Genomic DNA, 25,666 nt, shown 5'->3' with positions numbered 1-25,666 from the left:
GAGCACGACTGACAGACCACTCTGCTGCCGACGGGAGGGCAAAGGGTGTCTGCTCAACCGACCATCCGCGCCACGGATGGCGCGGTTTGAGCCCCCAGGGAGGGGTTTACGGCGTGTCGGCTGAGCAGTGCGCTTTGCCTGATGACATTATTAATGTTCAACAAAAACTTGTGACTAAAAGACAGGCTTACCGCTTGAAGCTTGTTTTGCGGCTTCATCCACCAGGTAGAGGATGGACTCGTAGTTGATACCACCGTGGTGGCTGAGGCCCAGTTCGCAGGTGCGGCTGTTGCTGACCCCTCGGGTACAGCCGGCCGGTATCTGGGCCTTCAACGGCTTCAAGGCGGCGGCATTCAGTTCGGGCAGAGTAAATCCCTTGTCGCCGGCAAAGCCGCAGCACTCTATATGCTCCGGCACTACCACCTTGCTGGCGCAGCGTTGGGCCAGCTCCAGCATCTTGTCAGCCAGGCCCATGCGTCGGCTGCTGCAGCTGATATGCAGCATAATGGTTTGGTCCAGCGGGGTAATATGGAGTCGGTCCAAAGCCTGCTCCAGGATAAACTGCACCGGTTCATAAACGGTGAGTGGCAGGGTAAATCCTTCCTGGCTGCGACTGGCGCAGGGGCTGGTGTCCATCAGCACCGGCCAGCGGCCTTGCTCCGAGGCTTGCCATAAATTCGCTTCCAGCTCGCGAGTCTTGTCACCGGCCAGCCCGGCCATGCCCTTGCTTTGATAAGGCATGCCACAACAGAGGCGGTTCAGTTCCCGTGGCAATATGACATCGAAACCGGCCTTTTCCAGTATCGCCTGAGTCACTTCGGTCAGCGAACGGCGGTCGGAGGCTGCAGGCGACTGGCCCAGGGTACGACTGGCGCAGGAGGGGAAATACACGACCCGGGGGCGTCGCTGATCCGACCGCTGAGCCGAGCCCGGATCCGAGTTCTGCTCCGTACTTTGCGGCCGATGCCGGTTGGCGGCCGGGGTCTCCGGCAGCCACAGCGGCACCTTGTTTTTGCTTGCTGTGCGCAGTGCCCGGTTCAGGGTCGTCATGGTGTTATCACCCAGCAGCTTGCGGCCCAGCGAGGCCGCATTCAGTCCCATGGCGACCGCCCTGGTGATGCCGGCGAAGTGATTGGCACTCCAGCGGGCGATGGGCTCGAACTTCCGGTAACGGGCGGTGCGCAGCTTGCGTACCAAATCGCCGGTGTTGATGCCCACAGGGCAGCGCTGTTCGCACAGGCCGGTGGCGGCACAGGTGTCGACGCCCTGATAGTCAAACACCTGCTGCAGCGAGTCGTCGATGGTGTCACCGCTTGCTTCCCGGCGTTGCAGCTCACGATAGAGCACGATGCGCTGACGCGGGGTCAGGCTCAGATCCCGGGACGGACACACCGCCTCGCAGAAGCCGCATTCGATACACTTGTCGACGATGTCGTCGGCGGCGGGCAGGGGCTTGAGGTTTTTCAGGTGAGCCTGTGGGTCTGCGTTGAGGATCACCCCCGGATTGAGTATGCCGTTCGGATCGAACAGCGCCTTGATGCGTTGCATCAGTGCGTAGCCGTCCCGGCCCCATTCCAGCTCTACATAAGGCGCCATGTTGCGGCCGGTGCCGTGTTCGGCCTTGAGCGACCCCTTATATTCCACCGCCACCAGTTCGGCTACCGCGTCCATGAAGCCACCGTAGCGGTCCAGCTCGGCCTGGGAGTCGAAGCCCTGGGTGAACACGAAATGCAGGTTGCCGGCCAGGGCATGGCCGAAGATGATGGCTTCATCGTAGCCGAAGCGGTCGAACAGTTCGGTCAGCCTGGGTATCGCCGATGCCAGTTGTTCCACGTGAAACGCCACGTCTTCTATGATCACGCTGGTGCCGGTTTCACGCACCGCGCCCACCGCCGGAAACATGCCCTTGCGCATGGCCCACAGGGTGGTACAGACCGCCTTGTCCTGGGTGAAGGGCACTTCATTGAGACGAGTGAAGGCCGATATCGCGGCCATCGCCTGTTCGCATTGAGCCAGTAGCTGCGCCTCGCTTTCGCCGTGTACCTCAATCAGCAGGGCGCTGGCTTCCAGACTCAGCTCCTTGATGAAGTCCGGCATACCCGTGTTATCGGCGATGGATCGCAGCGCCCGGCCATCCATCAGCTCCACCGCGGCCACCTGGGTGCCGGCCAGCTCGGTCACCGCCAGACAGGTGGTTTCGATATCCGGATAGACCAGCAGGCAGGAGGCCTTGAAGGCATGGTCGGGCACAGTGTGGTAGGTGATTTCGGCGATAAAGCCCAGGGTGCCCTCGGAGCCGATCATCAGGTGGGTCAGAATATCGAAGGGATCCTCGAAGTCGATCAGGGCGTTGAGGCTGTAGCCGGTGGTGTTTTTCAGCCGGTACTTGTGCCGAATGCGCTCGGCCAGTGCCGGATTATTTCGGACTTCTTCGGCCAGTTGTCGCAGTCCGGCCAGCAACTCGGGCTTCTGTTCCGCGAAGCGGGCCCGGCTTTGCGTATCCCGGGTATCGAGTGTGGTGCCGTCGGCCAGCACCAGACTCATGCCAGCCAGGGTGCGGTAGGAGTTTTGCGCCGTGCCGCAGCACATGCCCGAGGCATTGTTGGCGGCGATACCGCCTATCTTGCAGCTGTTGATGGAGGCGGGATCCGGGCCTATCTTGCGGCCGAAGGGGGCCAGATATCTGTTGGCATCGGCGCCGATCACCCCGGGCTGCAAGGCTATCTGGTGGCCATCTTCAAGGATTTGATGCTGACGCCAGTGATCGGTAAGGGTGATCAGCACCGAATCGGACACCGCCTGACCCGACAGGCTGGTACCGGCGGCGCGAAAGGTGCAATGGATGCCATGCTCGCCGCAGAGTCGCAGCACCCGCACCACTTCACCTGTGCTGGCCAGGCGCAAGACCACCCTGGGCAACAGCCGGTAAAAACTGGCATCGGTGCCGTAGGCCAGGCACAAAGAGGGGTCGGTGATGATACGCTCGGCGGGCAAAAACCGGCCCAGTTCATCAAGCAGCAGGCGGTAGCGGTGTTCCATCAGGCGTCCTTTCACATCATGGTCAGCAGTGAGGTTAGGGTATCATTCGGTATTTTGGGCGGCTCCCTTCATTTTATCCTTATTTATTGAAGGAATGGCTTTGCGGTAGAGTGTAGCCAGAAAGCGCCGCGGGCCAAATGTCTGCCAACACCTAAAATAATAAAGTCGTTGCCCGAACCCGGTCGCATGTATGAGCCGGAGTTCGGAACCGACTGCTAACGAGGTTGACCATGATTAAAACCGCCATCATTGGCTACGGCCAGTCCGCCAGTATTTTCCATCTGCCTTTTATCGACAGCCTGTCGGAATTCGAGCTGGTGGCCATCAGTACCTCCAAGCCGGAAAAGGCGGCGAAAGACTGGCCCGAGGTGAAGGTCTATACCGATGTGGATCAGATGCTGGCCGAATCCGGTGCCCGGCTGGTGGTGATCACGGCGCCCAACGAGGTGCACTACGAGCTGGGCCTCAAGGCGCTGAACCTGGGATTGCATGTGGTGATGGAAAACCCCTGCGTGACCCAGCTGCATCAGGGCGCCGAGCTGATGCGGCTGGCCGACACCAATAAACTGTGCCTGATCCCCTTTCATAATCGCCGCTGGGATAGCGATTTTCTGACCCTGCGCAAGCTGCTGGCCGAGGAGACTCTGGGACCCATTCACGGTTTCGAGTCCCACTTCGATCGGTTCCGGCCGCGAGTACGGGCAGAGAAGCCCGGTGAGGGCGCGGGTGTCTGGTTCGATCTGGGTGGCCACCTGGTGGATCAGGCGCTGGTGCTGTTCGGTAAGCCGCTGTCGGTGACCGCGCGTTGCCTGTCGATGCGCCCCGGCTCACAAGTGACCGACTACTTCCATGTGCAACTGCACTACAGTGACAAGGAAGTGCTGCTGCATTCCAGCCCCTATCATCCGGGGCCGACCCTGCGCTTCAAGCTGCAGGGGGAGCGCGGCTGCTATATCAAGCGTGGCTTCGATCCGCAGGAAGAGCGGCTACAAAACGGCATAGTGCCGGACTCGCCCTTTCTGGCCAAGGAAGCCGAAGCGGACTATGGCATCTTTTATTCCGACGAGGAGCCGGAAGTCATCGAGTCGGAAATCGGGGGCTATCGCTATTTCTATCAGGCCACGGCCAAGGCCATCCGTGGTGAAGGCCCCTTGCCGGTAACCATGCAGGATGCGCTGGATGGGCTCAATATCATCAATCTTGCAGAAAAAAGCTCGACGGAAGGGCGCACGCTACCGTTGACCGCCACCAGTTTCAGGTAGGCTCAACTTATTCTTCAGAAACCAAAACGGCGACCCCAGGGTCGCCGTTTTGTGTGATCGCAATTTAGGCCACAGGCTGCAGCGTGACCAGCAATCGATCGGCCACCTCCTGCATATCATCAAGGTCTGCATGCACATGGGCATAGGTACGCATACCGTAAATGCCGATCATCAGCCAGCGGGCGAGTTGTTCCGGGCTGGCATCACCTCGTGCCTCGCCTGTTTGCTGGGCGGCGAGCAGGGCCTCGGCCAGGCGGCGCTCATGCTGCACCAGCAGAGTGCTGATCCGGGAAGCCACCTCTTCATCCTGTTCGCCTATTTCCTGCAGCATCTTGACCAGCAGACACGCCATGGAGTCGCAGCGTTGCATTTCTTCCACTACCAGCGCCATGTAGCGACCCAGGCCGGCAAAGGGAGTGAGGTCGACAAAACACAGTTCCAGTTCCGCCTGCCGGTCGAGCACATATTGATCGACCGTGGCCAGCAACAGGCCCTTCTTGTTGCCAAAGGCGCCATAGATGCTACCCGGGTGCAGACCGGTGGTGGTCACCAGATCCTGCATGGTAGTGGCGGCAAAGCCCTTGTGGCGAAAAGCCTGGATGGCGGCCCTTAACACCTGGGCCCGATCAAAACTGGCGGTACGCATAATGTCTCCCATCAACAGCCGCTATCCTACCCTTATCAGCCCTGTGGTTAAACCAGATATCTTGAATGCTGGTTTCGTTCAGACTTGAAAATCGCGTTTGGCGGCCTCATCTTGAATGTTCATTCAAAATTGAAGGAAGCCTTGATGCCGACGAATACCGCTCTGTTTGAACCCTGCTTGCTCAACAGTACCCTGACCCTGAGCAATCGCATCGTGATGGCGCCGCTAACACGCTGCATGGCCGGCCCCGGCCTGGTGCCCACCCGGCAGATGGCCGACTATTACGGCCGTCGTGCCGAGGCGGGGCTGATCATCAGCGAGGCGACCGTTATTCGCGCCGATGGTCAGGGTTATCCGGATACTCCCGGTATCTACAGTCAGGCGCAAATCGAGGGCTGGAAGACGGTGACCGAGCAGGTACACCAAAAGGGCGGCAAGATTTTCCTGCAATTGTGGCATGTGGGCCGACTGGCGCATTCGCATTTTTCCGACCGGCAGCCGGTAGCACCCAGCGCGGTGGCGTTTGAAGGTTCGGTGCCGAGAATGCGGGATTTAACCTATGAATTGCCCAGGGCACTATCGGCGGCAGAAATTGAGCAATTGGTCGCCGACTATGCCCAGGCGGCGGAAAATGCCATCACCGCCGGTTTCGACGGTGTCGAGATCCACGGTGCCAACGGTTACCTGATCGATCAGTTTTTACACCATGACACCAACCACAGAACCGACGACTACGGCCAGACTCCGGAAAACATGAGTCGGTTTGCCCTGCAGGTGATCGATGCGGTGGCGGAGCGAGTAGGTGCCGACAGAACCGGCATTCGACTCACCCCCGGTGCCTACACTCATATGCAGGCGGATGCGCGCGATCGGGCGGTATTCGACTATTTGCTGGAAGAGTTGAACCGCAAGGAACTGGCTTACCTGCATCTGGGCATTTTTGACGACAGCCTGACCTTCGATTTTCTGGACGGACGCGCCAGCGAGTATCTGCGCCGCCACTACCGGGGCACCCTGATTGGAGTGGGCGGCCTGACCCCGGCGGCGGCGGCCGAAGGACTGGTGCAGAATCGCTTCGATCTGGCCGCTATCGGCCGGCCCTTTATCGCCAACCCGGATTATGTCAGCCGGGTGAAACAGGCCGAACCGCTGGTGGAGTACCATCAGGACATGCTGACCGAGTTGGTGTAATACCAACCGGATTCATCATGTGCCCAGGCTGTCATCCTGACGAACGTCAGGATCTCCCTGCAGGAAGCTATCGCCATAGACCAGAAGCTTCCCCTTCACGGGAATAACCCATAAAACAAAACGGCGACCTCAGGGTCGCCGTTTTGTTTGCAGCAGGGCAAGGGCTTATTGACCGAGCAGGATGTAAGCGATGATCAGACCGGCGATAAACAGGGTTTCCAGCACCACCAGCAGCACCGGCTTCCAGCCTACCGAGAGAATATCCTTGAGCTGGGTACGCACGCCGAGGGCGGCGATGGCGGTCAGCAGCAGCCAGGAGGAGCTGCCGGCCAGCGGCTGGCTGACGGCGGTCGGAATCCAGCCCAGGCTGTTGAGAATGAACAGGGCCACAAAACCGAGCAGGAAGCCGGGAATCGCCACTCCTTCGCCGCCGCCGCTTTCACCGCGTTGGCGGGCCGCACGCTGGATCAAAATACCTATGGTCATGACGATGGGCACCAGCATGGCCACGCGCAGCAGCTTGACGAAGGTGGCGAGATCGCCCACTTCATTCGACATGCTGTAACCGGCACCGACGACCTGGGCCACGTCGTGAATGGTGGCACCGATAAACAGGCCCGCTTCCTGTGGGGTCAGATCCAGGCTGGTGCTGATCATGGGGTACAGGATCATCGCCAGGGTACTGAGGGTGGTCACGCTGATCACGGTGAACAGGGTATTACGCTTGGTCTGTTCATTTTGATCCAGCACACTGCCGATGGCCATGGCCGCCGAGGCACCGCAAATGGCGACCGCGCCGCCGGTCAGGGTGCCGAAAGCGGATGAGAATCCCAGCATCCGCGCCATGATCACGCCAAAGCCGATGGTCAGCAGCACCGATGAGCACACCATCAGCAGCGGCGACCAGCCCAGGGTGAGCACGTCGCTGAAGCTGATGCGCAGCCCCAGCATGGCCACCCCGATGCGCAGCACCGTCTTGGCGGAAAACTCCAGCCCCGGCAGGCAGACGGACTCCTGACTCAGAAAGTTGAATGCCAGCCCGAGCAGCAGCGCCATCAGCATGGCGGGAGCGCCATATTGCAGCGACAGGAAGCTGGCGGCGATACCGATGGTGACCGCTACACAGACGCCGGGAAAGTAGCGTTTTCTTGTATTTTCAATTCGTTGCAACATGCTTATTGCCCGGTTGTTGGTTTCTGCAGCCATGAGTGCCGTCCTTGCCGGTTAATCTTCGTTCGCTGGAAAACTGGCTGGGCGTGCCGCTGTCGGCCTGGGTACAAGGGGATATCGAGCTGTGCCGGCAACAGATTCGCCAGTTACCTGGCGAATCATCGCTGCCCGGGCAGCGTTCTTCAATAAGCACCAGTGGGATCTTATTCGGCGCCGTGCCGACGCTGCAGTGCCAGGCCCTGCAGGAAGTTGCGCAGGAACTGATCGCCACAGGCTTGATAATGCTTGTGACCGGGCTTGCGGAACAGCGAGGTCAGTTCGGGCTTTCTCACTTCAAAACCGGCCAGGGACAGCAGGCCGAGAATGTCTTCTTCCTTCAGCTCCAGTGCCACCCGCAGCTTTTTGAACACCTGGTTGTTGATGGGTTCGGCCTGTTCCGCACGCGGTGCCGGGCCGCCTTGGCGCGGGCCGCGATTTTTCAGGATAAGACCGTCCAGAAAGCCCAGTATCTGCTCGTTGCTGCAACTGTGGTAATTGGCATCTTCTTCCTTGGCCAGCAGGGCCAGAAATTGTGCTTCGTCTATGGTCACATCACCCAGACTGAACAGCGCTATGGCTTGTTGATCGGGCAGGTCGAGGGCATAACGGACGCGACGCAGTATATCGTTATTGGTCATTTTCGTTTTTCTCCCCGGGCTTCACTTCCGCTTTCTTGACGCGAATTTTCTGGCCGTCCACTTCCATGCCGTTCAGGCTCTTGATGGCCGCCTTGGCCTGAGCCGGGTTGGGCATGAAGGCGAAGCCGAAGCCCTTGGAATTGTTGGTGCTGGGATCCATGACCAGGTGGAAGTAATGCACCAGGCCGTAAGGTGCCAGCAGGGCCAGTATCTTGTCTTCTGTGGTGAGGCGGGACAGGCCCCGGATCATGATTTTCATGGTGTCTCCAGTGTGACGCCGGTGCGCAATACAAGGCGGTGGTAAGAAGAAGTCTGGCGCCAATAGCGCCAAAGGGTCGCGAGTGTAACAGCTTGGCCGACCGGCGTCTGCCCGCATCTCGGCGACCCGTTTCGCGCTTTAATTATGGAATAAAAACGCGGCATGATGGCTGCCCCGGGTGGGGCGGCCATTTTTATCGATTCAGCTTTCCAGGCTGCGGATGCGCAGGCTGAGTATCGAGAAGTCGAACGGCTGACGGTTCGGCACCAGCATCAGCAGGCCGGACACCAGCACCGGCACCAGACTGGCCAGCAGGAAGGACTCCAGCAGATAGGTGAGTGCCTCGCCCGGCGCCGGGAACAGCCAGAGGCCGGCCACCAGGCCGGCAGCGGTGCCGAGTACGGCGTTGTAGTTTTGGTAGCGGGCACTGTAGAAGCCGAAGAACACCGGGAAGGCGGCGGCGCAGCACAGCAGGTCGGCCAGCAGAAACAGATAAAGCACGCTGAAGCCCTGCGAGGCGACAACCAGCACCGGAATAGACAGCAGCACGATCAGCCAGCGTGACAGCCCCAGCAGCTTGTGGGCGCGGATGTTCGGCAGCAGGCGACGCAGGTCCACCACCATCATGCTGGACAGACCGCTGATGGTGGAGTCGGCGCTGCTCATGATCAGCGCCAGCCCAAAGGGCAGCAGGCCGATGGCAAACCACAGCGGCATGTTCGGCATCAGCACGCTGAACAGGGCGACCGAACCGTCACCGGGCAGATCCAGGCCCACGAACGCCAGCCCGAACAGGCCCATGATAAAGATGATCGGAAAGCTGATCAGGCCGCTCAGCATAAAGCCGTTGCGGATCACCTTGTTGTCTCGGGCGGCAAACACCCGCTGCCAGGTGCCCTGATAGAAGAGGCCGGTCAGCACCACGGCAATAAAAAAGGTCAGGCCGGACTTGAGCCCGGTAGTATCCAGCGGATTCAGTAGCTGGGGGGCTTTTTCCTGTAGCCCGGCGATCACCGGCGCCAGACCGCCGGTGGCCTGCCAGCCGAACAGGATCAACAGCAGCATAAACGGCAATATCACCAGCATCTGCACCCGGTCGGTGAAGATGGTGACGCGCAGCCCGCCGTACAGGGTATAGAGCAGGGTGGCGCCCATCACTATGCCGGCGGTCACCCACAGCGGTACCGGCGCCAGCAGCGCCACCATCTGGGCGATGGCGGTCAGGCCGGCGGTGAGCGAAATAAACAGGTAGAACATCATGATCACCAGCACAAAGCCGTACATGCCGCGGCCATAGCGGCCGAGCACGAACTCGGTAAGGGTGTGGCCTTCGGGCATCAGCTCGCGGATGCGGCCGCCGAGCGGGATCATGATAAGCCTTGGTACCAGCACCCCCAGGGCGTAGCCGGTAATGGCGCCAATACCGCCCCAGGTGGCGGCCTGGGCCGGGCCAAACAGGATCCAGGTGCCCATGGTGGTGGCCAGCAGGGTCAGCATGGTGGCGCTGCCACTCTGGCTGTTGCGGGCAACGACGAAGTCTTCCAGCTTGTCTTGCCGGCGCCGGGCATAGAGCAGGCCGGGAATGGCAAAGACGGCGGCAAATAAACAGAGCCACAGAATCGCGGCGGTGGTGTCCAGCATGATGTTCTCCCTTTGCCCGTACCGGGCAAGCATGACGGTGATAGCCAGTCATTGGCTAGTTGGCGCCGGGCAACGGCGGGCAGAGCGGGAGGGAGAGTAAGGATCCGTCATTTCCTTCCCTTCGCCGGCATTACCCGGATCAGGTTCTAAGGGTTACCGCAGTCAACTGCGGAGTCTCAGCCGGGTCGGGGGTATGGTGCGTTAAGCGGATACCCCCAGGCTCCCCCAGGAATTGCGCCAGAGAGTAAGAAGAATGGTCACCATTGTCAATCGATGGAACCGCACGGAAGTGACTCGGATCCCTGATAGGACGCGTCTGCCACTCGGGCATAAAAAACGCGGCCTGGAGCCGCGTTGTACTTCATTTTATTTTGGTTGAGAGGCTTATTTAACCGCCCAGTCGATGGTCTCACCGGCGCGGATCGGTACCAGCTGGTCGCCGCCCAGCGGCAGGGTGGCGTCGACGGTCCAGCTTTCCTTCACCAGGGTGATGGTGTCTTCATTGCGGGGCAGGCCGTAGAAGTCGGGGCCATGGTGGCTGGTGAAGGCTTCCAGCTTGTCCAGGGCACCGGCTTCCTCGAAGGCTTCCGCATACAGCTCCACGGCCGCGTGGGAGGTGTAGGCACCGGCACAGCCGCAGGCGGCTTCCTTGCGATGCTGAAAGTGGGGGGCCGAATCGGTACCCATGAAGAACTTCTTGCTGCCGCTGGTGGCGGCCCGCACCAGTGCCTGCTGGTGGGTGTTGCGCTTCAGAATGGGCAGGCAGTAGAAGTGCGGACGAATGCCGCCCGCCAGCATGTGGTTGCGGTTGAACAGCAGGTGATGGGCGGTCACGGTGGCCGCTACATTATCGCCGGCCTGCTCCACGAAGTTCACCGCATGCTCTGTGGTGATGTGCTCCAGCACTATCTTCAACTGCGGGAAGTCGCGCACCACATCCGGCAGCACTGTCTCGAGGAAGACTTTTTCCCGGTCGAAGATGTCGATGCGCGAGTCGGTCACCTCGCCGTGCACCAGCAGCAGGGTGCCGGTTTCCTGCATGACTTCCAGCACCGGATAGATGTTTTTCACATCGGTCACGCCGGAGTCGGAGTTGGTGGTGGCGCCGGCCGGGTACAGTTTGCAGGCCACTATCTTGCCGGTGGCTCTGGCCTTGCGGATTTCCTGCGGATCCGTGTTATCGGTCAGGTAGAGGCTCATCAGCGGCTCGAACCGGCTGCCCTGGGGGCGTACCGCCAGAATGCGGTCGCGGTATGCCAGCGCCAGCTCGGTGGTGGTGGCCGGTGGCAGCAGGTTGGGCATGACGAGGGCGCGACCCAGATAACGGCTGGCATCGCGAACCGTGTCTTTGAGTTGTTCGCCATCGCGCAGGTGCAGGTGCCAGTCGTCGGGGCGGGTGATGGTCAGTGTGGTCGTGGTTGTGGTCGCAGTTGTGGTCATAGTCGGCTCGGCGGGTTATCCATTACATCCAGACGTCCATTATCCACCTAGTGGTGGTTTTCACCAAACATTGCCACCCGAAGCACCAGTGCGGTTGCGCTCCGCCGACACGCTTCGAGCCCATCCATGGGACGCTCGGCACATGCCGTCCATGGCATGTGACGGTCGGTTCCGGCAATCCTCACTGCTGCTTCGATCAACGTCGGCGTTGCCGGCAAATGTGACTCAACAGGCATCCTATAAATCCTGCAAACCACTCGGGTTACTGACAGCTGACAGCTTACGGCTTACAGCTCCCGAAGGGCTGTGCTATGGTCTGGCTCGTGACACGGGGTGTCCTGCGGCCGGTGGCCGCCAGGGCTGAGAACACACCCGTCGAACCTGATCCAGTTCATACTGGCGAAGGGATGTCAGCCTGCCGGCTAGCGGCATATTCTGCCCGTCCATGCCTTCGCCTCTGACAAGAGGTAGCAATGCAAACATCCATCAATCTGAATGAACAACTGGTGCTGGTCACCGGCGGCGGCCGCGGTCTGGGTGAGCATCTGGTGCGGGCCTTTCTGCGTGAAGGTGCCAAGGTGGTGATCAACTACTTGAACAGCGCCGAATCCGCCGAAAAACTGGCGGCAGCCGCCCCCGGCCGGGCGCTGGCGCTGCAGGCGGACGTGACCGATGCGGTTGCGGTACAGGCCATGTTCGGCCACGCCCGGGAGCATTTCGGCAGCCCGATCACCACAGTGGTCAACAACGCCCTGCCGGCTTTTTCCTTTAACGGCGATGCCCGGCCACATGCGGATCAGCTGTGCTGGGAAGATCTCAACCGGCAGCTGGAAGGCGTGGTCAAGGGCGCCCTCAACACTACCCAGGCGGCCTTGCCCGGCATGCGCGAGGCGGGCTTCGGCCGCATCGTCAACGTGGGCACCAACCTGTTCCAGAACCCGGTGGTGCCCTATCACGATTATACCGCCGCCAAGGCGGCGCTGCTGTCACTGACCCGCACCCTGTCGCAGGAGCTGGGCCCGGACGGCATTACCGTCAACATGGTGTCCGGCGGCCTGCTGCGCACCACAGATGCCTCGGCGGCCACGCCCGAAGCCGTGTTCGACTATATCGCCGCCAATACCCCGCTGCGGCGAGTGACCACACCGGCGGAATTTGCCGATGCCATCCTGTTCTTCGCCTCGCCCTGGTCGCGCTCGGTCACCGGCCAGAATCTGGTGGTGGACGGCGGCCTGGTGAAAAACTGATGGCGGCACAGCATCAAGATCAACGCATGATGCACCTCAACCTGTTTCTGTTCGGGTGCGGCCATCACAAGGGGGCCTGGCGGCACCCGCATTCATCGGTAGAGCAACTGGGCGACATTCGCTATTACGAGCGGCTGGCGCAAACCGCCGAACGGGGCAAGCTGGATGCGGTGTTCTTCGCCGACGGTCAGTCGGCGGGCAACGTCTCCGACGGCAGCTGGTGGTTTCTGGAGCCGCTGACCGCCATGGCCGCCATGAGCCGGGCCACGGATCGCATCGGCCTGATCAGCACCGTCTCCAGCACCTTCTACACCCCCTTTCATGCGGCCCGACTGCTGGCCTCGCTGGATCATATTTCCGGCGGCCGAGTCGGCTGGAATCTGGTGACCTCCATGTTCGATGTGGAGGCGCGCAATCACGGTTATGAGTCGATGCCCACCCACGCCGAGCGCTATCGCCGGGCCGAGGAGTTTGCCGATGCGGTGCTCAAGCTGTGGGATTCCTGGCAGGCGGATGCGCTGACCTTCGACCGGCAGGGCCACTATGCGGATCCGGCCAAGGTACAGGCCATCAACCACGACGGCGAATTCTTCCTGGTGGACGGGCCGCTCAACGTGCCGCGTCCGCCCCAGGGTCATCCGGTGCTGTTTCAGGCCGGGGCTTCGGCGCAGGGGCGGGATCTGGCCGCCCGTCGGGCCGAAGCCATTTATGCGGTGGCCTACGATCTGCCGGCGGCCCAGGACTATTACAGAGACATCAAGCGGCGAGTACAGGACGCCGGGCGTGGGGTTGATGTGCCCATCATGCCCGGGCTGGTGACCTATGTGGCGTCCACCGAGGCCGAAGCGCAGGCCAAACAACGGGAGCTGGACGAGCTGCTGCCGGTGGAAGCGTCATTGCGCCAGCTGGGGCTGTTTACCGAGCAGGACTGCATGAGCTGGGAGCTGGATGCGCCGGTGCCGGCGTTGCCGCCGCTGGAAGCATTCAAGGGCCCCCAGGGACGCTACGGCACCATTTTGCGGATCATCGAAACCGAGCAGCCCACGGTGCGTCAGTTGCTGGGGCGGCTGGCGGCCGGCGGCGGCCACTGCACCATGGTGGGCACGCCCGAGTCCATTGCCGATCGCATGGAGCTGTGGTTCCGTAACGAGGGGGCCGACGGTTTCAACCTGATGCCGCCGTCGCTGCCCGCCGGCATCGAGGACTTTGTCGATCAGGTGGTGCCGGAGCTGCAGCGCCGGGGCCTGTTCCGTACCGAATATCAGGGCTCCACCCTGCGCGATCATCTGGGGCTGGCTCGGCCTGAATCCTAAGTCGAGTAACTTCAGTTTTTAGCTGAGGGTTACACATCGGCCAAAGGGCCCGCTCCGCCGACACGCTGCAAGCACATCCATGTGACGCTCAACACATGACATCCCTGTCATGTGATGGTCGGCGGAGCAGATCCCTTTGCCCTCCCTGCTGCTACAGAGCCACCTGTTAGCACTGTCTGCGGGCAACTCGGTATTCAAAAAGAGGCAACAGAGAACGCCTCCCACGACCGTGAAATGCCAGGGACGGCATTTCCGAGCCCCCATGGATGGGTTCATGGCGTGTCGTGGGAGGCGGCTGTGTTGCCTCTAGAACCAGGGGCTACAAGATGAAAGGATATTTACCGGAAATGGTATAGAAGATGGCTCGATAACGGCGTTATACCAATTTCATTAAGGAAGGATCAATTGCTGATAGCTGGTGCCGTATTTAAACTCCAGTCATACCGGGCTTGACCCGGTATCTTCCTGCAGGGAGATCCTGACTTTCGTCAGGATGACGGCCTGAACACATGATTAATCCGATCGGTATTACCTGTCGAAACGTCGGCTACGCTGATAGCGTGTTTTCTATAACGAACAAGGAGTCGATATGCGTATCTTGATGGTACTGACCTCCCACGACCAACTGGGGGATACCGGCGAAAAAACCGGTTTCTGGCTGGAAGAATTTGCCGCTCCTTATTACGTATTCGAGGATGCGGGCGCCAGCATTACCCTGGCTTCGCCCAAGGGCGGTCAGCCGCCGCTGGATCCGAAAAGTGACGTGCCGGATGCCCAGACCGAGGCTACCGAGCGCTTTCGCGCCGATCCGGCCGCTCAGTCCGCGCTGGCCAATACCCACAAGCTGGCGGAGCAGTCGGCGAGCGACTTTGATGCGGTGTTTTATCCCGGCGGCCACGGCCCGCTGTGGGATTTGGTGGAAGATGCGGCCTCCATCGCGTTGATCGAGGCGATGGCCGCGGCGGGCAAGCCGGTGGCGGCGGTGTGTCACGCCCCGGCGGTGTTGCGTCATGCCAAGGATGGTGCGGGCAAGCCGCTGGTGAGCGGCAAGCGGGTGACCGGCTTTGCCAACAGCGAAGAAGAAGCGGTGCAGTTGACCGCCATAGTGCCTTTTCTGGTGGAGGAGATGCTGCGCCAGAACGGCGGCGATTATCGCAGGGCCGATGACTGGCAGCCCCATGTGGAAACCGACGGCCTGCTGGTCACCGGTCAGAATCCGGCTTCTTCCGCTCCGGCGGCCGAAGCCATGCTGGCGCTGCTGCCGCGCCGATAGCTTAATTCGGCGGCGACAGCCGCCGTTCCAGCCGCTGAAACACGGCATCGAACAAAATGGCCACCAGCGCCACCATGATGCCGCCCTGCAGCACGAAGGCCATGTTGTCGGTCAGCAGGCCGGCAATAATCACCTCCCCGAAGCCCTTGGCCGCCACCGTCGATCCTATGGTGGCGGTGCCGATGCTGATCACCAGCGAAATGCGGATACCGGCGATGATCATCGGCAGCGCCAGCGGCAGCTCTACCGACCACAGTTGCTGGCGCGGGCTCATGCCCATGCCGCGGGCCGCCTCGCGCACGCTGGCGGGCACCTGTTGCAGGCCGGTGACGGTGTTTTCATAGATGGGCAGCATGCCGTAGAGAAACAGCGCCACCAGGGTGGGTGTCAGGCCGAAGCCCAGCGCCGGCACCGCCAGCGCCAGCACCGCCACCGGCGGAAAGGTCTGGCCCAGATTGGCGACGGCCCGGGCCAGGGGCAGAAATTCCCGACCGGCGACGCGGGTCACCAGAATGCCGCCGCCCAGCGCCACCAGGGTGGCGGCGGCAATGGCGATGAACACCGCCGCCAGGTGCCACAGCAGCAGGTTGAGGAAGCTGTCGCGGGGGTAGATGGCCGGGGCCCGCTCATCGACCAGGGGGCGAAACAGCGGCTCCAGCCAGGCCAGGTTCAGGGTCATGATCAGCAACAGCAGCAAGGGGAGGCCAATGCCCAGCCAGCCGCGGACAGAGGGAAGCATCATGCTCGGGCGCCCTGTTGCAGCAGATCAGGCATAGTGACCTGGCCTATGTGTTTGCCGGCGGTATCCACCACCCGCAGGCAGTCGACGCCTTCCCAGATCAGCAGCGCCATGGCGTCGCGCAGATTGGCATCGGCCGCGATGGTGGGTACGGAAGACGACGGCCGCTGTTGCTGCTGTTGCTGTTGCTGTTGTTGCAAGGACAGGGGCGTCATGACCTGGCCTACCTGCTTGATGGCGAGCAGACGCAGGGATCTGTCCAGTCCACCCACCAGATTCTGTACTAAGCCCGCTCTGGGGTGGCGCAGCAGGGTCTCGGGGTTGTCCAACTGCAGCAGCTCGCCCTTGTCCATCACCGCGATCACATCGGCCATTTTCACCGCTTCTTCCAGATCGTGGGTGACCATGATGATGGTGATGCCCAGCAGCTTCTGCACCCGCAACAGCTCGTCCTGCAGCAGCGCCCGGGTCAGGGGATCCAGGGCGCCGAAGGGTTCGTCCATCAGTAGCAGTTCCGGCCTTGCGGCCAGAGCCCGGGCCACGCCCACCCGCTGTTGCTCGCCGCCGGAGAGCTGATGCGGGTACTTGCCGGCGAAGGTGGCGGCATCCAGCCTGAACAGGGTCAGCAGTTCGGTGACCCGCGCATCGATATCCGCTTTTTTCCAGCCCAGCAGCCGGGGGACGGTGGCGATGTTCTGATGAATGGTGCGATGGGGAAAGAGTCCCACTCCCTGAATGACGTAGCCGATGCGACGCCGTAGCTGTTCCGGCGGCAGTGTGGTCACATCCTGCTCGTTGATCAGGATCTGGCCCTGGCTGGGTTCTATCAGCCGGTTGATCATGCGCAGCGTGGTGGACTTGCCGCAGCCCGAGGTACCCACCAGCATGCAGAACTGGCCGCGCTCCACCCTGAACGAGAGGTTATCGACGGCCAGTTGTGCGCCAAACTGTTTGCTGAGTGCTTTTACTTCGATCATGCTTTACCGCCTCGCAGTATGGCTATCAGGGTGTCGATGACGATGGCGAACAAAAAGGCCAGTACCAGGGTCGGCACTGCACCCAGGATCACCAGGTCGGTGGCCGTCTGGCCCAGCCCCTGAAAGATGTAGGTGCCGAAGCCGCCGCCACCCACCAGGGCCGCGACCGCCACCAGGCCGATGTTCATGGTCACCACCACCCGCAGGCCGGTGAGGATCACCGGCATGGCCAGGGGAAACTCCACCTGCCACAGGCGCTGGCGGGCGTTCATGCCCATACCGGTGGCCGCCTCCAGCACCCGGTCGTCTATCTTGTCGAAGCCCAGCGCCGTGTTGCTGACGATGGGCAGCAGCGAATAGAAGAACAGCGCTATCACCGCCGGTGCGGCGCCGATGCCGCGGATACCCAGCTCGGCCAGCAGCGGGAAACCGGTGGCGAGCAGGCTGAGGGGGATCATCAGCAGGCCGAACATGGCCAGGCTGGGGATGGTCTGCAGCACATTGAGCACAGGAAACACCATGGCCTTCAGTCTGGCCGAGCGATGACAACGCACGCCCAGCGGAATGCCCACCAGCACCGCCGGTATTATGCTGCCCAGCGACAGCTGCAGATGACGAACCGCCTGGCGCCAGAAGTCGGTCTGGTTGTGATATTCCCGCAACAGCGACAGGGAATCCCAGTGGCCGGCGGCCAGCAGGCTCGTCACGGCGGCCACGATCACCGCCACCAGCGCCAGCCGGGGCAGGGGACGCAATGCCAGTTTGATGGCGGCATCGGTGAGCAGCAATGACAGCCAGAATATCGCCAGCCAGAAGCCGGCATTGAGGGAAATCCGGGCCAGTGGGCTGGCATCTGTCAGCAACTGCGTAGCGCTGGCGCCGACGGTATACATCAGCGTCATCAGGGTCAGCATGATCAGCAGCAACCTGGCAGCGAATGCTTTTTTAAACGGGCATAGCAGGCTGGTAAGTACTAACGTCACCAGCAGCGGCAGCAGTGAATTGAGGCTGACAGCCTCCAGCAGGCCCAGGCTCTGGCCGGGCATGATGCGGTTGGGCTGCAGGCTGACGAAGGGCAGGGAAAACAGCGACAGCAGCAGGGCGAACCCGAGCAGACCGCCGACCTTGTCCAGTTTGGAAAACTTCAAAAAAACTCCTGGCACATACTTAAAAAACCGCCAATGGCTGTACCGAACAAAGGGTCCGCTCCGCCGACTCGCTCGAGCACTTCCATGTGACGCTCAGCACATGACATCCTTGTCATGTGATGGTCGGTGGAGCAGATCCCTTTGTTCTCCTTGATGCTCCGGCGTCGTTTGCTGGAACTGTCTGCAGGCAACTCGGTGTACCAGAAGAGGCAACAGAGAACGGCTCCCACGGCCGTGACATGCCAGGGCCGAAAAATGCTCCTGCCGTTTCGGCATTCCCGCCATCCCTGGCGGTCAGATGGCATGTCCGAGCTTACATGGGGCGAGCTTGTCTCGCCGTGACGAACAGTTTCAGCCTGACCGAACATCCAGTGAATGTTCGCAGCAGGTTGAAACTGTGGGTGTCGTTTATCCGTAGCGTGTCGTGGGAGGCGGCTGTGTTGCCTCTGTCGTACCGACCCAATATATGATTGGTAATCATACAGATACGCCGTAAACCTATTCTGCGTATCGGCTCGAATGCCGAAACAGACGTCAGTCCTTCAAAAAGCCCTTGTCGGACAGGTAGCTTCTGGCAACCGCCCGGGCGCTTTCGCCACCGATGGCGATGCGGCTGTTCAGCTGCTGCAGGGTGGTGACGTTCAGCGACTGGAAAATGGGTTCCAGAACGGTGGCGATTTCCGGGTGCGCCTGCAGGATCTGCTCGCGCACTATAGGCGCCGGCGCATACACGGGTTGCACCCCCTTGTCGTCTGCCATTACCACCAGGCCGACCGAGGCAATGGCGCCGTCGGTGCCGTACACCATGGCCGCATTGGTGTTGTCGGTCTGCAGCGCCGCCGCCTTGATGGTGGCGGCGGTATTGCCGCCGGCCAGCACCAGCAGCTGATCGTCGCTCAGGATGAAGTCATAGGTCTGCTGAAAGGCGGGCAGCACCGCCGGGCTGGACACAAACTCGGCCGAGGCGGCCAGTTTTATGTCGCCGCCCTGGGTCACGTAACGGCCGAAATCGGACATGGTATGTAACTGGTTACTATCGGCAATATCTTTGCGCAGCGCTATGGCCCAGGTGTTGTTGGCGTTGGCCGGGGTCAGCCAGACCAGTTGGTGCTGGTCGTAATCCAGCTGTTTGGCCAGCTCGTAGCCCTGCTCAAAGTGTCTCCAGGCCGGATCTTCCTCTCGCTTGTGGAAGAAGGCGGCGTTGCCGGTGTATTCGGGGTAGATATCGATCTCGCCGGAGGTAATGGCCTTGCGCACTATGGGGGTGCCGCCCAGCTGGGTGCGGTTCTCTACATCGAGTCCGGCATCTTCCAGCGCCAGATAAATAACATTGCCCAGTAGACCGCCTTCGGTGTCGATCTTGGAAGACACCACGATAGGCTCGGCGGCCAGGCCGGGCTGGGCCACGGCCATGGCGAGGGTAAGCAGGGCCGAAGCCAGCGACGTTTTCATGTTGTTGTTCCTTGTCTGGATAAATGAGCCTGGAAAAATGAGCCTGGATAAATGAGTCCCGAACAGCATAAGGGTACTCTATGCAAAGCTCGCCCCCCGGTAAACCGTTAACCGGTATTCAACTGTCTGCGTGCTGTAGTGCCAGAGGCAACACAGCTGCCTCTTCTGTAACTCCGATCTGCCTGCAGACGACGCCAACAGGCGACTCCGGAGCAGATCCCTTTGTTCGACGGTCTGGCCTTCGTTATTCAGCTCTTGGGAGGCTTGTCGCTGCCCGGCGGCTCCTTCTTGCCGCCGCGTGCTATGCGCAGGTTGAAGGGCCGCCAGAGGCCGTGGCTGGAGAAACAGCCCCAGCCCCAGCGCAGCCAGTTCAGCAGGGAAAAGGCCAGCCACAGGGCCCAGGCCAGCATCAGCAGTCGATATACCAGCAGTGGCACCGACAGCACCCAGGCGATGGGCAGCTCCCCGGCGCTCCGATCCTGATACCAGCGCAGGGTATTGGCGTAGGAGTTGTTGCCGCTGATCTGCATGTCGGGCAGGCCCAGCAGACCCTGCTGTATGGCGTAGAACAGATAGCTCAGCGCGGCCAGGGTCAGCAGCACCAGGCCGATTTGCACCAAGTTGAACAGCCGGCCAGCCTCGGCATGCTGCCAGCGGCCGCGCAGGCCGAGGGCCAGTAACCAGGCCACTACCACCAGCGCCATCCACAGGGGAACCTGGGTCAGCCCTATGCCCAGAAACAGCCAGTGATGCAGGCGAAGCGGGGTGAAGGGTACCCGGGCGAGGCCGACGGCCAGCAGCAGGGTGATGGCCAACAGGCTCCAGAATAGCACCGCCGGGCCCAGCTGTGGCCCCATGGCGAACAGGATCCAGCGATCCCGGCCCAGCTCCAGTTCCATGCTGTTGTTGACGCTGGCGCTGTTTAGCCCGACCCGGGGGGTGGTAAACAGCGAACGGATACCGTCGTCATGACGCCAGGCCAGCTCCAGGGTCTGGGCCCCCGGCGTCAGCGGAAAGGTCAGGGTGCGGCCCTGCAGGCGGATGGGCTGCACCTTGCCGTTGATGCTGACCGACTGCAGTTCTATATTGTCGGGCAGTTGCAGGCTGTGCTGGCCGCCCTGGCTGCTGCGCAGCTGCAGTTGCAGGCTGGCGTCGATGGCGCGCTTGCCGGGCTGCACCCGCAGCCGGGTGCTGTCTATGGTCAGGGTCTGGCCATCCACCCCGGCGGGGCGGCTGATATCGAACCTGAGCTGTTCTCCGGGCCAGGGGCGCCATTCCGGCAGCCAGTTGCCGGTTTGATCCTGATGATGGATCACTGGTATGCCACTGCTTTCCAGGTGCCAGATTGGGCTGGTATCCAGCCGCCATACCTCGATCCAGCGACGGGTGTCGGGCGCGGTAAGGGTAAGGCTCGGCGTCTTTTCCAGACGGGACTGCCAGTGTGCCGCTTGCTGGCTGGCGGACAGGGTAAACATGACCTTATCTTCCTCTACCCGCATACCATCGGTGAGTACCGACTCACCCGGCAGCAGGGGTATCTCCAGCGCTATCGGCTGTCCGATCGGAGACTGGCGGGATACTCGGGTTTCGACCATCCAGTCCAGATCGAGCCGCAATATTCGCTCTACCCGTACAAAGTCCGGCAGTACACCGGGCTCCAGCCTGGTCGGCCCCGGCGCGACGCTTTCGGGCCGAATTCGATTCAGCAGCAGTTGGGCGCCGGGCACGCCGTTCTCATCCACCCCTTGCAGGGTCCAGCCGTTCAACAGTGCATCCACCCGATGAGGATGCAGGCTCAGGGGCAGCTGAACGCCACCCTGATCGGGCAGGGGGCCGCCTAGGCTGACCCGGTGAATGCCCGCCGGCAGCCGCAGATAAAGGGTGCCGTTTTTATCACGCAGCAGCGCCTCGGCGACTTCCTCCGCTATCAGTACCCGGCGCGGCATCCAGTGATCGGTGTTGGCCGGCAGGGGCACGGCCACCGCTTCCTGGGTGTGCACTTCCAGTTCTACCTCGAGTTGTTGCGGACTGGCGGCCAGTCGCATGGCTGATATCTGGGCACAGTCGGGCAAACAGTCGGGCGGGGCCAGCAGTCGGGTTTTCAGTTGCTCTAGCAGGCGGGCATCCGGCATCTCCGCCTGTGCTGGCGCTGGCAGGACCAGCAACAGCAGTGGTATCAGAATCCATATCGGGATCAGGGCCGACAACAGGCCCTGTTGCAGATGAAAGCCGCGACCCCGGCTGAAGCTCACGCCCGCCATGCGCAGCACCAGCAGGCTGATCAGCCCCACCCGCAGCAGGTTCAGCAGCAGGTTTATGCCCGGTGGCAGCAGCCGCAGCCGGATCTGCTGATCCCGCTGGACCGGCCCGTTCCAGCTCAGATCCACGCTGTTCCATTGCCAGTTCGGCAGGCCGGGGCCGGTCTGCACCCTGGCATCGGGATCGAGTTGCGTCAGCGGTGTACTCTGGCCGGACGCATGAGACGAGGCCCGTTGCTTGTGGGCCAGTTCCCGTAACGGGGCCGTCGCCGGCAATGCCTGATCGGCGCCGGTTGTCATTTCCATAGGGGCCTCGGCTTCAATGGCGAAGGGGGACTGTGGCGAAGCGGGTGCCAACTGCGGGTACATGGCGGTACGCACCTCGGCCACCATGAAGGGAATGGCGATGAATAGCAGTACCAGCAGGCTGAGATTGCGATAACCGATCATCCCTTGTCGCAGCCGTCCGGCGGGCAACACCCGCAGTAGTGCCGTGGCCGCCAGCAGATGCAGCCAGACCCAGCGCGGCGGGCCCAGGCCGCTGGACTGGTGCCAGATCAGCACCAGGGTCAGCAGGGTCAGCAAGCCCCATTGCCAGCCCCAGAGCCGATAGGCGGCAACGGCGGCGATCAGTACCAGAAACAAATCCAGCAAGGTCCAGCGCTGCAGCCAGGTATGGGGCGCATTGTCCATGCCCGCGGCCGAGAACAGCGTCCAGCCCGGCGGCAGATGCAGCCGGGTATTCAGGCGCTGCAGGTCGGTATCCCAGCCCACCGCAGGCAGGGTGCCGATGTTCCCCTCGTAGCGACTGTCGGCACCGAGATTGAGGGTGCCCCGACGTACTTCCACGCCCAGTTGATCCGAACCTTCCCGACGGGTAATAAACCGGGGCTGACCGTCGATGGCCACCCGGCCCAGTTGTAGCCCCGGTGTGGCTTCCAGCCGCCAGCCCCGGGTCATGCTGCCGCTGATGGTATCCTGTACAGTGTAACCGCCGCCGTCGAAATCCAGCCACAGCTGGCGCGCCAGGCCGAGCTTGTCGGGTTCGGGCTCCCGGTCTCCGCGCCGGATAACCCTGAGCCGCATCCGGTCCCCCTGATCAAGCAGGTAGGCGGGCAGACTTTGCCAGTCGTCGGGCAGCCGGGTCTGTCGCGGATCGATGGAAACCAGGTTGTCGACCTCGACCAGGCGCAGCTGATTGACCGCCTGGAATACCCAGACTTCCTGTGCGGGCCAGGGGGCCGGTATGGCGGGCAGGGCGATATCCGTGACATTGCCCGGGTGGCGGCTGATCAGGCTGAGGCTCCAGCGGCCCGGGCGTACCTGCACCCGCAGTCGACCGTCCGGCTCCAGCCGGGCGGGCAGGGGACTGTTTAGCTGCAGCGGGATCTGCCGGTCGAGCAGCACAGGGCCCAGCAGCAGTTCCCGTTGCTCGCCGGCCACCTCCATATCGAGGCGGGTGGTCACCAGCAGGGGAATGCTGTCTTCGACCTTGCGATACACCTGCAGGGTCAGTGCATCTCCCTGGGGTGGTTTGTCCTCGGCGCCGCTTTTGCGCTGGCCCAGCCAGAGGCGGACCGGCTTATCGGGAGAAGCGCTATCGTGAGCAGCGTTATCCAGTTCCGGCCATGCTATGGGTTTATTATTGATAGTAAGCGACAGCAAGCCGGTAGTCGGGTTCAGGGACAGGCTTTTCGGCAATCGGGTCCACTGCCATTGGCCTTCGACCTGATGCCGCCCGGTGGGCAGTTTTATTCGGGGGTTGCCCTTATCCGCCGATACCGGCACCGGCTCGCCGTTAACGGTGACCTGCCGGGGCCAGTGTTTCCGATCGCCGGGCAGTTGCACCCAGCTGTCCCGGTAGAGTTGCCATTGCTGGCTGAAGCGTCCGCCATTATCGGTCAGAGCGAGATCCAGCCGGGTAGGCCAGGCACATTGATAGGCGGCACCCTGGTTATGGATAAAGGGACAGTGGCGCTGCTCCTCGCCGTGCAGCACCCAGTCGACCCAGGGTTGCAGCGGGGCGGGTACCTGCTCCGGGCTCTGAGCCCGGACCGAGAGCGGAAGCAGGGTCAGCATCAAGAGTAAAAGCGTGACGACAGGGCGCATAAGGTTCCTTCCTTGGCAGCGGCGGCAATATCGGCATGGTTCCGGACATTGTTACAGGCATAGTTCTCGGATGGGCAAGAGGTTAGCCAACAGACTGATAAGCGTAGCAGGCGCTGGCAGAAAATAGAGCCAAATGGCAATAGATCCGGGTTGCCTGAACAACCGGCATCTTCTGGCTGAATAATTATCTGGGTCTGCTGTCGTCCTTCCCGCGCAGGCGGGAATCCAGTGCTATATGCCCTGGATCTCCGCCTTCGCGGAGATGACAGAGCCTTCGCGGATATGACCGAGTCCGAGTCGTGGTTTTTCTGGCTGGAAGCGAATTGATGCCAGTGGCCAAGGCGTTTTTTATTTCTAAAAATAAGGCTTATAGCTTCTTATATATCCAAAACCAGCATAAAAAAGGGGTCCTAGTGTGTCAATTGCTACACTTTTGGTTTTTTTCTCACCGGTTCTGCTATAAAGTCGCGGCAACTCTTTAGTGTATGAGATGGATTTTTTGCCATCAAAGGATGACTATGAACCAAACACAACCTCTTCTGCTGCGGGTCGCCAACAGCGGCAGCCTAGTCACGCAAATCCTGATCGGCATCATCGCCGGTACTCTGCTGGCGGTGGCATCACCGGCCACCGCCACCTCGGTCGGCCTGCTGGGCAGCCTCTTTGTGAGCGCGCTCAAGGCCGTGGCGCCGGTGCTGGTGTTCGTGCTGGTGGCCTCGTCCATCGCCAACCACAAGCAAGGCAACCAGACCAGCATCAAGCCCATACTGTCACTCTACCTGCTGGGTACCTTTGTTGCCGCCCTGACCGCCGTGCTGATGAGCTTTGCCTTCCCCACCGAGCTGGTGCTGGCGACCAACGGCGCCGACGCCTCACCGCCCGAGGGCATCGGCGAGGTGATGCAGACGCTGCTGTTCAAGGTGGTGGATAATCCGGTCAATGCGCTGCTGACCGGTAATTTCATCGGTGTTCTGGCCTGGGCCATCGGTCTGGGTCTGGCCATGCGCCACGGTGCCGACTCCAGCAAGCACTTGTTCCGGGACATCGCCAACGGCGTGTCCGGCATCGTCAAGTTCGTGATCCGGCTGGCGCCCATCGGCATCTTTGGCCTGGTGGCCAGCACCATTGCCGCCACCGGCTTCGAGGCCCTGTGGGGCTATGCCCGGCTGCTGTCGGTGCTGATCGGTACCATGCTGATCATCGCCCTGGTGATGAACCCGCTGATCGTCTATTACAAGACGCGTCGCAACCCTTACCCGCTGGTGTTCAAGTGCCTGCGCGAGAGCGGTGTGACCGCCTTCTTTACCCGCAGCTCCGCCGCCAATATCCCGGTGAACATGGACCTGTGCAAGCGGCTGGATCTGCATGAAGACACCTATTCGGTGTCCATTCCGCTGGGGGCCACCATCAACATGGGCGGTGCCGCCATCACCATTACCGTGCTGACCCTGGCTGCCGTGCACACCCTGGGTATAGAAGTGGACATGGCTACCGCCCTGCTGCTGAGCGTGATCGCGTCCATTTCCGCCTGTGGCGCCTCCGGCGTGGCCGGCGGCTCGCTGCTGCTGATCCCCCTGGCCTGCAGCCTGTTCGGCATCTCCAACGAGGTGGCGATGCAGGTCGTGGCGGTGGGCTTTATCATCGGCGTGCTGCAGGATTCGGCAGAAACCGGCCTCAACAGCTCCACCGACGTGCTCTTTACCGCCGCCGCCTGCCAGGCCGATCAGAACAAGGCCTGACCTTCGGCCTGACGAACGACAAAGGCCGCGGGCGTTATGCCCGCGGCCTTTTTCATTGGGCAATGTTCACCCCTTGTTTGATGGCC

Annotated in this window: 18 protein-coding genes and 2 riboswitches; of the genes, 6 read left to right on the top strand and 12 right to left on the bottom strand. The window is 61.6% G+C overall.

Features of this window, described 5'->3' with window-relative positions; all coding sequences use genetic code 11:
* Nucleotides 1-174: 174 nt before the first annotated feature.
* Nucleotides 175-3,039 carry an FAD-binding and (Fe-S)-binding domain-containing protein gene (locus tag HNR62_RS09500; RefSeq protein WP_204795845.1) on the bottom strand — a complete coding sequence of 955 codons (2,865 nt, stop codon included), beginning with the start codon at nucleotides 3,037-3,039 and terminating at the stop codon, nucleotides 175-177.
* A 230-nt stretch (nucleotides 3,040-3,269) separates the two neighbouring features.
* On the opposite strand from HNR62_RS09500, the gene HNR62_RS09495 reads away from it, so the two are divergent.
* Nucleotides 3,270-4,301, top strand: a complete 1,032-nt coding sequence (locus HNR62_RS09495) for a Gfo/Idh/MocA family oxidoreductase (protein WP_204795844.1) — start codon at nucleotides 3,270-3,272, stop codon at nucleotides 4,299-4,301.
* A gap of 64 nt (nucleotides 4,302-4,365) precedes the next feature.
* On the opposite strand, the gene HNR62_RS09490 is transcribed toward HNR62_RS09495, so the two are convergent.
* The gene (locus HNR62_RS09490) at nucleotides 4,366-4,959 is read right to left on the bottom strand and encodes a TetR/AcrR family transcriptional regulator (protein WP_204795843.1); all 594 of its coding nucleotides are present in this window, start codon (nucleotides 4,957-4,959) and stop codon (nucleotides 4,366-4,368) included.
* A gap of 132 nt (nucleotides 4,960-5,091) precedes the next feature.
* Between HNR62_RS09490 and HNR62_RS09485 the strand changes: the two genes are divergently transcribed.
* On the top strand, nucleotides 5,092-6,138 hold the full coding sequence (locus HNR62_RS09485) for an alkene reductase (protein ID WP_204795842.1): 1,047 nt from the start codon (nucleotides 5,092-5,094) through the stop codon (nucleotides 6,136-6,138).
* A gap of 165 nt (nucleotides 6,139-6,303) precedes the next feature.
* On the opposite strand, the gene HNR62_RS09480 is transcribed toward HNR62_RS09485, so the two are convergent.
* The 5 genes from HNR62_RS09480 to pyrC form a co-directional block, all read right to left on the bottom strand.
* Entirely contained in the window at nucleotides 6,304-7,344 is a 1,041-nt protein-coding gene (locus HNR62_RS09480) for a YeiH family protein (protein ID WP_204795841.1), read from the bottom strand.
* Nucleotides 7,345-7,511: 167 nt separating this feature from the next.
* Nucleotides 7,512-7,985: a YehS family protein gene (locus tag HNR62_RS09475; RefSeq protein ID WP_204795840.1), complete on the bottom strand. Its 474-nt coding sequence runs from the start codon at nucleotides 7,983-7,985 to the stop codon at nucleotides 7,512-7,514.
* Nucleotides 7,975-8,244: an RNA recognition motif domain-containing protein gene (locus tag HNR62_RS09470; protein WP_204795839.1), complete on the bottom strand. Its 270-nt coding sequence runs from the start codon at nucleotides 8,242-8,244 to the stop codon at nucleotides 7,975-7,977. Before HNR62_RS09470 ends, HNR62_RS09475 begins: the two co-directional genes overlap by 11 nt.
* 201 nt (nucleotides 8,245-8,445) lie before the next feature.
* A complete protein-coding gene (locus tag HNR62_RS09465; RefSeq protein WP_204795838.1) occupies nucleotides 8,446-9,885 on the bottom strand; it encodes a sodium:solute symporter family protein in 1,440 nt (479 codons plus the stop codon).
* 99 nt (nucleotides 9,886-9,984) lie between these two features.
* Nucleotides 9,985-10,122: riboswitch (TPP riboswitch) on the bottom strand.
* 147 nt (nucleotides 10,123-10,269) lie between these two features.
* A complete protein-coding gene (pyrC, locus tag HNR62_RS09460) occupies nucleotides 10,270-11,325 on the bottom strand; it encodes a dihydroorotase (RefSeq protein ID WP_204795837.1) in 1,056 nt (351 codons plus the stop codon).
* A 319-nt stretch (nucleotides 11,326-11,644) separates the two neighbouring features.
* A riboswitch (TPP riboswitch) is annotated at nucleotides 11,645-11,750 on the top strand.
* 48 nt (nucleotides 11,751-11,798) lie between these two features.
* Here pyrC and HNR62_RS09455 point away from each other — a divergent pair.
* From HNR62_RS09455 to HNR62_RS09445, 3 genes are all read left to right on the top strand, one after another.
* Complete coding sequence (locus tag HNR62_RS09455) at nucleotides 11,799-12,572, top strand: 3-oxoacyl-ACP reductase (RefSeq protein ID WP_204795836.1); 774 nt, start codon at nucleotides 11,799-11,801, stop codon at nucleotides 12,570-12,572.
* Nucleotides 12,572-13,885, top strand: coding sequence for an LLM class flavin-dependent oxidoreductase (locus HNR62_RS09450; protein ID WP_204795835.1), 1,314 nt, complete (start codon nucleotides 12,572-12,574; stop codon nucleotides 13,883-13,885). Before HNR62_RS09455 ends, HNR62_RS09450 begins: the two co-directional genes overlap by 1 nt.
* A gap of 589 nt (nucleotides 13,886-14,474) precedes the next feature.
* Nucleotides 14,475-15,158, top strand: coding sequence for a type 1 glutamine amidotransferase domain-containing protein (locus HNR62_RS09445; protein ID WP_204795834.1), 684 nt, complete (start codon nucleotides 14,475-14,477; stop codon nucleotides 15,156-15,158).
* 1 nt (nucleotide 15,159) lies between these two features.
* Here the strand turns inward: HNR62_RS09445 and HNR62_RS09440 are convergent, their stop codons facing one another.
* The 5 genes from HNR62_RS09440 to HNR62_RS09420 all read right to left on the bottom strand — a co-directional run bounded on the left by HNR62_RS09440 (nucleotide 15,160) and on the right by HNR62_RS09420 (nucleotide 23,841).
* Complete coding sequence (locus tag HNR62_RS09440; RefSeq protein WP_239552711.1) at nucleotides 15,160-15,900, bottom strand: ABC transporter permease; 741 nt, start codon at nucleotides 15,898-15,900, stop codon at nucleotides 15,160-15,162.
* Nucleotides 15,897-16,874 (bottom strand): ABC transporter ATP-binding protein, encoded by a 978-nt coding sequence (locus tag HNR62_RS09435; protein ID WP_204795833.1) that lies wholly within the window; start codon nucleotides 16,872-16,874, stop codon nucleotides 15,897-15,899. Before HNR62_RS09435 ends, HNR62_RS09440 begins: the two co-directional genes overlap by 4 nt.
* Nucleotides 16,871-18,022, bottom strand: a complete 1,152-nt coding sequence (locus HNR62_RS09430; RefSeq protein ID WP_239552710.1) for an ABC transporter permease — start codon at nucleotides 18,020-18,022, stop codon at nucleotides 16,871-16,873. The genes HNR62_RS09435 and HNR62_RS09430 overlap by 4 nt, the downstream gene beginning before the upstream one ends.
* Before the next feature lie 534 nt (nucleotides 18,023-18,556).
* Nucleotides 18,557-19,474, bottom strand: coding sequence for a glycine betaine ABC transporter substrate-binding protein OsmF (osmF, locus tag HNR62_RS09425; RefSeq protein WP_204795832.1), 918 nt, complete (start codon nucleotides 19,472-19,474; stop codon nucleotides 18,557-18,559).
* Nucleotides 19,475-19,722: 248 nt separating this feature from the next.
* Nucleotides 19,723-23,841 carry a hypothetical protein gene (locus tag HNR62_RS09420; protein WP_204795831.1) on the bottom strand — a complete coding sequence of 1,373 codons (4,119 nt, stop codon included), beginning with the start codon at nucleotides 23,839-23,841 and terminating at the stop codon, nucleotides 19,723-19,725.
* Nucleotides 23,842-24,359: 518 nt separating this feature from the next.
* Here HNR62_RS09420 and sstT point away from each other — a divergent pair.
* On the top strand, nucleotides 24,360-25,580 hold the full coding sequence (gene sstT, locus HNR62_RS09415; RefSeq protein ID WP_204795830.1) for a serine/threonine transporter SstT: 1,221 nt from the start codon (nucleotides 24,360-24,362) through the stop codon (nucleotides 25,578-25,580).
* Nucleotides 25,581-25,666 lie beyond the last annotated feature (86 nt).

The organism is Oceanisphaera litoralis (assembly GCF_016907015.1).
Classification (GTDB): domain Bacteria; phylum Pseudomonadota; class Gammaproteobacteria; order Enterobacterales; family Aeromonadaceae; genus Oceanimonas; species Oceanimonas litoralis.
This window is presented reverse-complemented; position numbering and strand designations above follow the sequence as displayed.

Excerpts from the sequence above, each read along its gene's own strand:
- HNR62_RS09440 (WP_239552711.1), bottom strand. The coding sequence starts at position 15,900 with ATGATGCTTCCCTCTGTCCGCGGCTGGCTGGGCATTGGCCTCCCCTTG.
- HNR62_RS09420 (WP_204795831.1), bottom strand. The coding sequence starts at position 23,841 with ATGCGCCCTGTCGTCACGCTTTTACTCTTGATGCTGACCCTGCTTCCG.
- HNR62_RS09450 (WP_204795835.1), top strand. The coding sequence starts at position 12,572 with ATGGCGGCACAGCATCAAGATCAACGCATGATGCACCTCAACCTGTTT.
- HNR62_RS09435 (WP_204795833.1), bottom strand. The coding sequence starts at position 16,874 with ATGATCGAAGTAAAAGCACTCAGCAAACAGTTTGGCGCACAACTGGCC.
- HNR62_RS09500 (WP_204795845.1), bottom strand. The coding sequence starts at position 3,039 with ATGGAACACCGCTACCGCCTGCTGCTTGATGAACTGGGCCGGTTTTTG.
- HNR62_RS09445 (WP_204795834.1), top strand. The coding sequence starts at position 14,475 with ATGCGTATCTTGATGGTACTGACCTCCCACGACCAACTGGGGGATACC.
- sstT (WP_204795830.1), top strand. The coding sequence starts at position 24,360 with ATGAACCAAACACAACCTCTTCTGCTGCGGGTCGCCAACAGCGGCAGC.
- HNR62_RS09455 (WP_204795836.1), top strand. The coding sequence starts at position 11,799 with ATGCAAACATCCATCAATCTGAATGAACAACTGGTGCTGGTCACCGGC.
- osmF (WP_204795832.1), bottom strand. The coding sequence starts at position 19,474 with ATGAAAACGTCGCTGGCTTCGGCCCTGCTTACCCTCGCCATGGCCGTG.
- HNR62_RS09470 (WP_204795839.1), bottom strand. The coding sequence starts at position 8,244 with ATGAAAATCATGATCCGGGGCCTGTCCCGCCTCACCACAGAAGACAAG.
- HNR62_RS09495 (WP_204795844.1), top strand. The coding sequence starts at position 3,270 with ATGATTAAAACCGCCATCATTGGCTACGGCCAGTCCGCCAGTATTTTC.
- HNR62_RS09475 (WP_204795840.1), bottom strand. The coding sequence starts at position 7,985 with ATGACCAATAACGATATACTGCGTCGCGTCCGTTATGCCCTCGACCTG.
- HNR62_RS09480 (WP_204795841.1), bottom strand. The coding sequence starts at position 7,344 with ATGGCTGCAGAAACCAACAACCGGGCAATAAGCATGTTGCAACGAATT.
- pyrC (WP_204795837.1), bottom strand. The coding sequence starts at position 11,325 with ATGACCACAACTGCGACCACAACCACGACCACACTGACCATCACCCGC.
- HNR62_RS09490 (WP_204795843.1), bottom strand. The coding sequence starts at position 4,959 with ATGGGAGACATTATGCGTACCGCCAGTTTTGATCGGGCCCAGGTGTTA.
- HNR62_RS09465 (WP_204795838.1), bottom strand. The coding sequence starts at position 9,885 with ATGCTGGACACCACCGCCGCGATTCTGTGGCTCTGTTTATTTGCCGCC.
- HNR62_RS09485 (WP_204795842.1), top strand. The coding sequence starts at position 5,092 with ATGCCGACGAATACCGCTCTGTTTGAACCCTGCTTGCTCAACAGTACC.